This is a genomic window from Pseudidiomarina sp. WS423 (genome assembly GCF_050750165.1).
In the GTDB taxonomy this organism is placed as follows: domain Bacteria; phylum Pseudomonadota; class Gammaproteobacteria; order Enterobacterales; family Alteromonadaceae; genus Pseudidiomarina; species Pseudidiomarina fusca.
Genome location: NZ_JBOJLN010000020.1, coordinates 18,426 through 27,190, shown reverse-complemented (window position 1 = coordinate 27,190; position 8,765 = coordinate 18,426). Strand labels below are relative to the sequence as shown.

Sequence of the window (8,765 nt, the reverse complement as noted above, 5' to 3'; positions counted from 1 at the left end):
AATACACCTTGGTTGAATCCCCAAGATCTTTTTATATAAATTTGGCTAAGACAGTTGGGTTTAGTTTGGCTTTTTTATATTTGGCTATTGGTGGTGTTGTTCCGAAGAAATCAGATGATAAAAGTAAATGGCTTTTGAATCCAAAGCCCTGCCTCGCACGACAAAACTCAGATGTTGCTGATGGGGATTTTGTTGCTAATGCTGAATGTTTGAGCTGAGCTGTTTTGAAAGAAATCGCCAGCAGTCTGGTCACTGGATTCCGGCAGAGGTGATCAGTGCTTACCAGCAGGGCGGGCAATTCGGTGCAGCGCCACCAGATGGCGGTGCTGCACAAATTGATCTTTTCTGCTGGCAACGGCTGATCAGACTGCTGTTATTTGCGGTTTAGAGTGCGCTCGAATAAAAGACGCTTTAAATCAAAAAAATTATCCGGGATTGGTGCGTCTTGATAGAGGATGTCTGATAGATGCTGGATCTCGGTGTGACAGATAAAGTTATAAAATTTTTGTTCATCCTCATTTGTTTTGTTCACAAAGCCGCGTTGAATGGCTTTTTGATACAACTCCTTGTAGACATTTATTGTACCGGCGATGTTCACATGACAATTATTGATTATTCGCATGGGGATCATGATTTGTGTGTTATCGGGTGCTCGGTAAGGCCAAGCATCGGAATATAGTCTGTCGTGTTTTGTGGTGAGTGCGGCAGAGAAGTTCTGATTCAACAAAATATAAAAATCTTCAGCCACCGTTGAAAAAGCGCTGATGATAGATAGCTTGATAAGGTATGAAAAACTGGCCCCAATGTGGTCCCATAAAATATTTAGTTAGTAAATACTACTTCTCTACGAACCATTAAAAATGGCGCACCCGACAGGAGTCGAACCTGTGACCTCTGCCTCCGGAGGGCGACACAGCCATTCGGGGTTAATTGTTTTCATTATACCTTTCATGTGCTTACTAGTATTTTTAAGGTTTTTAGATGTACTTTTTTAGGTCTTTTTTTGACGATTAGTGCCATTCTTTGACACATAGTAATATTAAAAATATGACCTTTGCCCATTACCAAAATTTTTATCCGCACGAAAAAACCTGAGTTTTCATGTCGAAATTTTTCTACATAAGTGAGCTTTTAGCTTCAGCCAAACCTAAAAATATACCGACATTTTGGCTCTACCATTGCTTACGGTTGTTCCGGGTAAAGATGCGAAGTGCCATTCATGCAAAGGGCCGGTAACGACATAGACGTCCTGCCCGCTGCGAGCCAGCTGGCGAACAGCATTTTCCAGACGTGCCCAGGGGCCCTGATTTAGTCCCGAAGCCTGGGGCGTGATATTTGTGTATGTAACCGGATTTCTTGATCGGGACACTGGCCTCGGACTTGGAGCCAGCCCCAGCTCGACCAGAGGTGACTGGAATCAGTATACCCTGGACTTTAGGCTAAGTGGTCCGTTTGAGCTTTTAGGACGCCAACATCAAATGGTTGTTGGCTGGAACAGTAACCTTGAAGAAAATGACCGAAGCAGACGACCTTCGCTTTCAGCAATTGAGCCGTGGAGCTTTTACGAATGGGATTCTGTCCCTGAACCAGAATTTGCATCGGCATCTGACTATATCTGGGGCTGGGAAACCAAACAAAGTGGATTTTACAGTGGTGCGCAATTTGACGTAGCGGAGCCTTTGTCACTAATTGTAGGACTTCGCACCAGTTCATGGTCGCATGAAGAGTACAACTACACTCCCGAGGCTATGAGCTCCCCTATCATCGCGGTGGATGAATCTGACTCGGGTGTTATTACCCCATACGCAGGCATTGTTTACGACATTTCTCTACCTACGCAAGCCTGACCGATATCTACAACATTCAAACTCAAAAAGATCGGAATGGTAATTTGCTTGACCCAGTGCACGGCGAAAACTATGAAATAGGTCTAAAAGGTGAATTCTTTAACCAACGACTGAATTTTTCAACCGCTGTATTTCAGGTTAAACAAAAGAATGTCGCTATTCCGGATATTGAAGTTATTGTTAACGGTCAGCCAGAACAACGCTATAAAGCTGAAGACGGCGTAGAAACAAAAGGTTATGAAGCTGAACTCTCAGGTGAACTTATGACCGGACTTCAAGTTTACGCCGGTTATACACACCGGGTAGCCCGCAACAATGAAGGTGAAAAAGTCAGCCGACAGGCGCCGGAAGATATGGTAAGAATAACCAGTTCTTATAGCTTTGCAGAGAATTTGCCGGGATTCACTCTGGGTGGCGGACTTCGCTGGCAGAGTGAAGTATTTCCTTCAAGAAACCAAGGTGTGGGCCCTAATGGTGAAATTCCCCGTCAGGAAAGTTATACGGTTGCCGACCTGTTTGCCCGCTATCAAATCTCTGACAGCCTTACTGCGTCATTAAATATTAACAACCTTTTTGATAAGAATTACTTTGAAAGTGTCGGCGTGTACAACTACGGTTCTTATGGCGAACCACGTAATATCAGTGCCAGTGTGCGCTGGGACTTTTAAGATATTGTCGACCTTTATTATCTAAACAATGGATATAGCCCCGCTACTACCTATGGTAGCAGGGCTATATGTAGACTCTCTGGTGTGCTGATTTTATCTTTACGCCAAATCATTGTATTCAGCGAAACAAAGGAATACAATAATAGAATATAAATTCACTGACAGAAAAGGCTAATGCCATGAGCAGTACTTTTTATATTCCAGCGGTCAATATTATCGGCGAGAATGCCCTTAAAGATGCGGCCACGCAAATTGATAACTATGGCTTTAAAAAAGCCTTGATAGTCACCGACCCCGGCATGACCAAACTGGGCGTTACTGCCGAAATCGAAGCCCTGCTCAAAGAGCATGGAATAGAAAGTCTGGTTTACGATGGCGTACAACCCAACCCGACAGTGACGAACGTTAAAGCCGGGCTAGATGTTCTGCAGAAGCATCAATGCGATTGTGTTATTTCACTAGGTGGAGGTTCAGCTCACGACTGCGCCAAAGGCATAGCCCTGGTTGCCACAACTGCCACTCATTAGTATTAATACCACCGCAGGCACAGCGTCTGAAATGACCCGTTTCTGCATCATTACCGACCCGGAACGCCATATTAAAATGGCAATTGTCGACCAAAACGTGACACCTATTCTGTCTGTTAACGATCCGAGGTTAATGGTCGGCATGCCTGCCAACTTGACTGCAGCAACGGGTATGGATGCTCTGACCCATGCCGTTGAAGCCTTTGTATCTACCGATGCTACGCCGATTACCGATGCCTGTGCCATAAAAGCCATAGAGATTATCCGGGACAATCTTCACGAAGCGGTTCATAACGGAACGAATATGGAAGCTCGTGAACAAATGGCTTACGCACAGTTCCTGGCGGGTATGGCATTTAACAATGCATCTCTGGGTTATGTACATGCCATGGCGCATCAACTCGGCGGATTCTACGACTTGCCGCACGGTGTCTGCAACGCGGTTTTATTGCCTCATGTGCAACGCTACAACAGTCAGGTTGTCGCACCCCGCCTGAAAGACATTGGTAAAGCACTGGGCGCAGAAGTACAGGGATTAACAGACAAAGAAGGTGCTGACGCTGCTATTGCCGCCATTGTCGAACTGTCTCAAAGCGTTAATATTCCGGCTGGCCTGGAAGAACTGGGGGCAAAAGAAGAGGACTTTAGTACATTGGCAGACAATGCGATGAAAGACGCTTGTGGCCTGACTAATCCAATTCAACCCAGTCACGAAGACGTTGTTGCTATTTTTAAAGCGGCTTTTTAACCGGAGTCACCGAAACTTAACTGCTCAGGATCGGGCCACCTATGGAGGTGGCTTGATCCTCAATACTCTTGTGCATAAACATAAGCAGGCGCAACTTGCAGGCTTCGCGAAGCAGAGCTATAGCGGCCGGATGATCTGACGAAAGCGTATTCTGTAGCTGCTGAAAATGATGTAATGTCCTACTTAACAGAGAAATGCCGCAATTCACGCGATTTTGACGATGATATGTCTCAGACAAATTCTGCACCGCAATTGACAGGCAAATAATAACCTCGCCAGCCTGCTCATGCTGGTGTTTCAGAATATCACTCAAATGTTCCCGTAGCAGGAGAATGCTATTCATATAGTAATGATTGGCATTTTGCCATTGCCCCTGCTCAAACTCATAATTACCCATACGCTGTAACACTTTCGAACTGTCAGCCAACACCCGCTTGACATTTTCTAAGTTCCAGCTCAAAATTTCCTATCAAAATGATAGGTGACTCATGGACGAGAACACTCCAAAGGGAATTGTCGAATTCCCTCTAACTGAGATGACGGCGCGTTACATCGTTAATGATCTTGCGGAGAACTATACTTCTAGAATTCGCTGGAGTTGGCATGTGAAACAACGAATGCTTGAGCGAGGCGTTGCCGCGGGGAAAATAATCGAGTTGACGGTAGTGCTTAAAAATCATCAAGATTCACCGAGTTCGGTACTTGTTACAGTTTGGGTAGAGTAGGAGATGACCATGTACCATTACATTGAAAGCGGTTTGCCTAATGTGTACCTGAAAAATGGCTATTCGATTGATGTGATTGATGATGAAGAATATACCAGTATCGATGATTTAGAGGGGCTCCATCGCGTCTTGGCTAGAATAATAGCGAGTAAAGCGATGCCGCTAACCAATGCCGAATTTAAATTCTTACGAATTGAACTAAACCTTTCACAACGTATTTTGGGCAAACGGTTTGGTGTTTCTGAGCAAACAATTGCTCGTTATGAGAAAGGCCAGTCAGATATTCCACGTACAACAGATGCTGCATTACGGTCGTTATACATGGAAAGTATTAAGCAAAATAATTCGGTCAGTTATTTCTTGGATTTACTCGCCAACTACGAGGCCGAGCAGGCTGCACAGGAAATTTTACTTGAGGAAATTGATCGACAGTGGAAACTAGCTGTTTAGGTTTTAATTAAACGAGGGTAGCTCAATTGTTTACTACTCAAACACATAGCAAGCCTCTTCATTCGGAGCCTGAGACGCTCTCAAGTTGGCGCGCTTTACGCGAGCGATAGAAGATTCCATGATTTCATTTCAGCGAACAGAAAATTTATCAGCTTCAGCTCTGATGACTTATGAAAATATGCGCTCATATTACGAGCACTATGCTGTTGATTGGGATTGTTCAAAAATTGAAGAACAAATCCGTGATTTGGTCAATTTCGACCTATTGTTGAAAGGTGAAGTTGTCGGTGCAATACGATTAGCATTTGATAATGATAGCTGCTATGTCCGTGATTTACAGGTTAGCCATCATCATCAAAATAAAGGGTTTGGAGCAGCAGCCCTCGCTGAATGTGAACGTTTAGCAATTAATTCGGGTACAAATCGTCTTAAATTACGGGTGTTTAGAATTAGTCCAGCTTACAAGCTTTATGTTAGGTCAGGTTTTGTTGTCGATAGTGAAGATGAAAGGTTTTATAACATGTCGAAAATGCTCTCCTAACGAACGCTTGAATAGCAACAGTAATCGCGTATCAAACTGGGTGGGATTACAATCCCACCCGCAACGAACTTCCGCCAATACCTCGCACCACATCAATACGTTTGGTGATCCGCTGTTTGAGCTCGCTTACGTGCGAGATGATGCCGATGGTGCGGCCGTTATCGCGTAGGTGAGCGAGGACGTTGATGGCTTGGTCGAGTGCTTCGCTATCGAGGCTGCCAAAGCCTTCGTCAATAAACAGGGTATCGATTTTTATGCCACCGGCGTAGCTTTGTACTACATCGGATAGGCCCAATGCTAGGGCGAGGGCGGCCATAAAACTCTCGCCGCCCGAGAGGGTATTGACCTCGCGCTGTTTGCCGGTGTGGCTATCGTCGATCATTAGCTCAAGGCCACCGTGACTGCGGGCGTCGCCTCCTTCACGTCGACGGACGAGTTGATAACGCCCTTGGGTCATTTGTGCTAAGCGCTGCGAGGCTTCGTGGAGTACATCATCCAATAAGATAGCCAAAACAAAGCGATTCAGGCTGATGCGGCTGTTGTTGTTGCCGGCTAAGGTTTGTGCGAGGCGTCCTAGTACGGCGTAATTGCGTTCTAAATCGGCGCTTTGCGCGGCGCGTCTTTGGTACTTATCGATGTTGTCTTTGAGCTGCTTGTGCTCGGTATACAAGCTCTGCCAAGCGTGCAGTTTTTCATGCTCGAGCGTTGCGGCCTGAGAGCGTTGTTCAGCAAGTTGAGCGAGATCAGGCTTGGCCTGGTTGCCGATGGCTTTGGTTTCGGAGTCGATGCCCGTTTGCACTTGGGTTACATGGTTTTTATAGGTCTCCACCTGCTGTTGCAGTGTGTCGGCGGTTGCTTGATCTAGTAGGGCTTGGCTAAAAGCCTCGGCGTCAGCAAAGGGTGAGGCGCTGAGTTTTTCGTGCCAATGGCGTTCGGCTTCGTTTAAGGTTTGCGTTGCTGTGGTTACTTCTGTGAGAGCGCTGGCGAGGGTGCTTTGCGCCGTGGTGTGATGGTTTTCAGCTTGTTTTAACTGAGTTTGGGCCTTGTCGTGGGCAAGACGTAAGTTGTCGCGTTCGGTCTGAATTTGTTGGCGTTCATTGGTTATTTGCGTCACCTCACGCTTGCGCAGCTCGCCATCTTTATCGAGGGCGGCGAGCTGGCTTGCGCTGTTGCTATGCGCCTGGGTGGCATCTTGTAGCTGGGTATTGGCCTCGGCTAGGGCCTGCTCTTGTTGGGCGATCTGGTTGACAAATTTGGCTTGCGTGGCCTCAAGTTCTGTTTCTTGCGTGCGCTCGCGATGCTGGCGTTGCTCGATCTCGCGTAACTGCGTTTGCACCAACTGTAACTGTGCTGCTAATTCTTCTAGTAATTCTTCAGTGTCTTGTGCGGGCGCCTTGTTGCTAACAGAGTGCTTGCTAACAGACTGCTGGTTGGCCGACGGCTCACTGGCAGCGTGTTGAGTGGCAGAGCACGCAACTGGCTTAGCCAAGGTGTCAATCACCTGGCTGACGCGTTTAGCAATTTCGTTGCGGGCCTGCTCAGCTTTGGTGTGGTTGTTGGCCGCAAGTTCAAGTGCTGTTTGAGCTTGGTGTTCAGCACGGCGTTTTGTCTGGGCGAGAGCTTCAGCGGCATCTAATTGTTCTTGGCTGACCAAGTCTTGCTGGCGTGCTAGATGGGCTGGAGCCGGGTGCTCTGTGCTGCCACAGACCAGACAGGGCTGGCCGGGCTGCAGTTTTTGCGCCAATGCTGCGGCTTGTTCTTGGTACCAGCGTAAAAAGAGGCTGTCGCGCGCCTGTTGGGCTTGTTCGGTAGCAGCTTGGGCTGCAGATAATGGGGCTTGCGCAGCAAGCCATGCGTGCTGGGCGGTTAGCACCTCGGCATGACGCTTATTAAGTTCATCGTGCAACTGTTGATGATGCGCTAATTGGGTGCGCTGCGCCTCGGTGTTGGTGTGCTGTTTAATCCGTTCGCGAAGTGCGGTGAGCTCGCTGGTTACTTGGTTATGGTTGGTTTTGAGCTGCGCCAGATTCTCAGCAGCCACAGTCTTCTGTGTACTCGCTTGGGTTACCGCTTGGGCTTGTTGCTGGAGGTTTACCATTAGCTGCTGTAACTGCTGCACGGTTGCTACTAACCGATTGAGCTCATCAAGGCGTAGGTTCAAGTGCTCTATGCGTTCTGGGTAATCCGCTACTGTTTTGAGTTCGGCTTGGGTTTGGTTAAGCGCTGCCGTGGCTTGTTCTGCCTGTGCTTGCGCTTTGTTGTATGCCAGCTGACGAAGGCCGAGTGCGTCTTTACTCTGGGTAAATGTTTGCCAAAACGGTTGCAGATGGAGTGCTTGAGCATGGGCTTTGAGTTGCTGCTGATGTTGCTGCATCTCGTTATGCTGTTCAGCCAAGTGTTTGAGTTTGTTTTGTAACTCGGCAAGGTTCACGAAGCGCTTGTTAAGCTCTTCGGCTTGGGTGTAGTGAGTTTGCGCTAGGCTGAATTGCTGTTTAGCGTGCTCATGCTCAGCTTGCGCGTCTGCCAACGGGGGCTGCAATTCATCAAGATGCGCTAGAGCGGCCTCGATGGTCGGGTGTGCCATGTCTTTTAAGCGTTGCTCAAGCTCGTTTTTTAAGGTGGTGTAATCGCGGTTAACGGCAAGGGCGCGTTGGCTTAAGGCTTCTTCGATAAGCTTGAAGCGCTGGGTTTGAAATAAGCTTTCAAGAACGTTTTCACGTTCGCTTGATTTCGCCAACAAAAATTCACGAAAACGGCCTTGCGGCAGCACCACAACTTGGCGGAACTGGTCGGCATTAAGGCCCAGCAAAGCTTGTGCCTGTTGGCTGACATCGTTTACTTTATTGGCTAGCAGTTCGCTGGTTTGCCACTGGGTGGCATCGTGCGTGGCGGCATCTGGCTGCACTCGCCAGAGGGTGGCGCTGGCTGCACGGGTAGTTTCGCCGTCACCGCGCCTGGCTTTGACGGTTTGGGTGGGGCTGCGCTCTACTTTATAGGTGTGGGCACCGCAGCTAAAAATCAGCACGACAGACGTTTCTTGGTCATTAGGGGCGTGATCACAGCGCATGTTTTGACCGCTGCGGTCACCCGTGGTGCTGTTAAAAAGTGCGAAAGTCATGGCATCTAGCAGGGTGGTTTTACCCGCGCCAGTGGGGCCATTAATTAAAAACAGCGGATTGTCGCCAAGCTCATTAAAGTGGATGCACTGTGTGTCAGCAAAGGGGCCGAAGGCGCTCATTTCAAGGTAAATAGGCTTCAT

The 8,765-nt window shown here is 47.8% G+C and carries 9 protein-coding genes and 1 pseudogene; 6 read left to right on the top strand and 4 right to left on the bottom strand.

Features of this window, described 5'->3' with window-relative positions:
* Window positions 1-218, top strand: a 218-nt coding sequence (locus ACQ661_RS11830) for a hypothetical protein (protein WP_431668468.1), incomplete at its 5' end; no start/stop codon positions are given.
* 155 nt (window positions 219-373) lie between these two features.
* Here the strand turns inward: ACQ661_RS11830 and ACQ661_RS11825 are convergent.
* Together ACQ661_RS11825 and ACQ661_RS11820 are read right to left on the bottom strand one after the other, a co-directional pair.
* Window positions 374-748 carry a hypothetical protein gene (locus tag ACQ661_RS11825; RefSeq protein WP_431668467.1) on the bottom strand — a complete coding sequence of 125 codons (375 nt, stop codon included), beginning with the start codon at window positions 746-748 and terminating at the stop codon, window positions 374-376.
* A 399-nt stretch (window positions 749-1,147) separates the two neighbouring features.
* On the bottom strand, window positions 1,148-1,369 hold the full coding sequence (locus ACQ661_RS11820) for a DNA/RNA non-specific endonuclease (RefSeq protein WP_431668466.1): 222 nt from the start codon (window positions 1,367-1,369) through the stop codon (window positions 1,148-1,150).
* Here ACQ661_RS11820 and ACQ661_RS11815 point away from each other — a divergent pair.
* The 3 genes and pseudogenes from ACQ661_RS11815 (at window position 1,329) to ACQ661_RS11805 (ending at window position 3,790) form a co-directional block, all read left to right on the top strand.
* Window positions 1,329-1,847, top strand: coding sequence for a TonB-dependent receptor domain-containing protein (locus tag ACQ661_RS11815; protein ID WP_431668464.1), 519 nt, complete (start codon window positions 1,329-1,331; stop codon window positions 1,845-1,847). The two genes, ACQ661_RS11820 and ACQ661_RS11815, sit on opposite strands and share 41 nt — an antisense overlap.
* Before the next feature lie 44 nt (window positions 1,848-1,891).
* Window positions 1,892-2,515, top strand: a complete 624-nt coding sequence (locus ACQ661_RS11810; RefSeq protein ID WP_431668462.1) for a TonB-dependent siderophore receptor — start codon at window positions 1,892-1,894, stop codon at window positions 2,513-2,515.
* A gap of 179 nt (window positions 2,516-2,694) precedes the next feature.
* Window positions 2,695-3,790, top strand: a pseudogene (locus ACQ661_RS11805) (iron-containing alcohol dehydrogenase).
* A 16-nt stretch (window positions 3,791-3,806) separates the two neighbouring features.
* Here the strand turns inward: ACQ661_RS11805 and ACQ661_RS11800 are convergent.
* The gene (locus tag ACQ661_RS11800) at window positions 3,807-4,250 is read right to left on the bottom strand and encodes a hypothetical protein (RefSeq protein ID WP_431668460.1); all 444 of its coding nucleotides are present in this window, start codon (window positions 4,248-4,250) and stop codon (window positions 3,807-3,809) included.
* A 274-nt stretch (window positions 4,251-4,524) separates the two neighbouring features.
* On the opposite strand from ACQ661_RS11800, the gene ACQ661_RS11795 reads away from it, so the two are divergent.
* Both ACQ661_RS11795 and ACQ661_RS11790 read left to right on the top strand, forming a co-directional pair.
* Window positions 4,525-4,965, top strand: coding sequence for a helix-turn-helix domain-containing protein (locus tag ACQ661_RS11795; protein ID WP_431668459.1), 441 nt, complete (start codon window positions 4,525-4,527; stop codon window positions 4,963-4,965).
* A gap of 118 nt (window positions 4,966-5,083) precedes the next feature.
* Window positions 5,084-5,506, top strand: coding sequence for a GNAT family N-acetyltransferase (locus tag ACQ661_RS11790; RefSeq protein ID WP_153827380.1), 423 nt, complete (start codon window positions 5,084-5,086; stop codon window positions 5,504-5,506).
* A 46-nt stretch (window positions 5,507-5,552) separates the two neighbouring features.
* Here ACQ661_RS11790 and ACQ661_RS11785 read toward each other — a convergent pair whose 3' ends face one another.
* Entirely contained in the window at window positions 5,553-8,765 is a 3,213-nt protein-coding gene (locus ACQ661_RS11785) for an AAA family ATPase (RefSeq protein ID WP_431668457.1), read from the bottom strand.

Excerpts from the sequence above, each read along its gene's own strand:
- ACQ661_RS11785 (WP_431668457.1), bottom strand. The coding sequence starts at position 8,765 with ATGAAGCCTATTTACCTTGAAATGAGCGCCTTCGGCCCCTTTGCTGAC.
- ACQ661_RS11790 (WP_153827380.1), top strand. The coding sequence starts at position 5,084 with ATGATTTCATTTCAGCGAACAGAAAATTTATCAGCTTCAGCTCTGATG.
- ACQ661_RS11795 (WP_431668459.1), top strand. The coding sequence starts at position 4,525 with ATGTACCATTACATTGAAAGCGGTTTGCCTAATGTGTACCTGAAAAAT.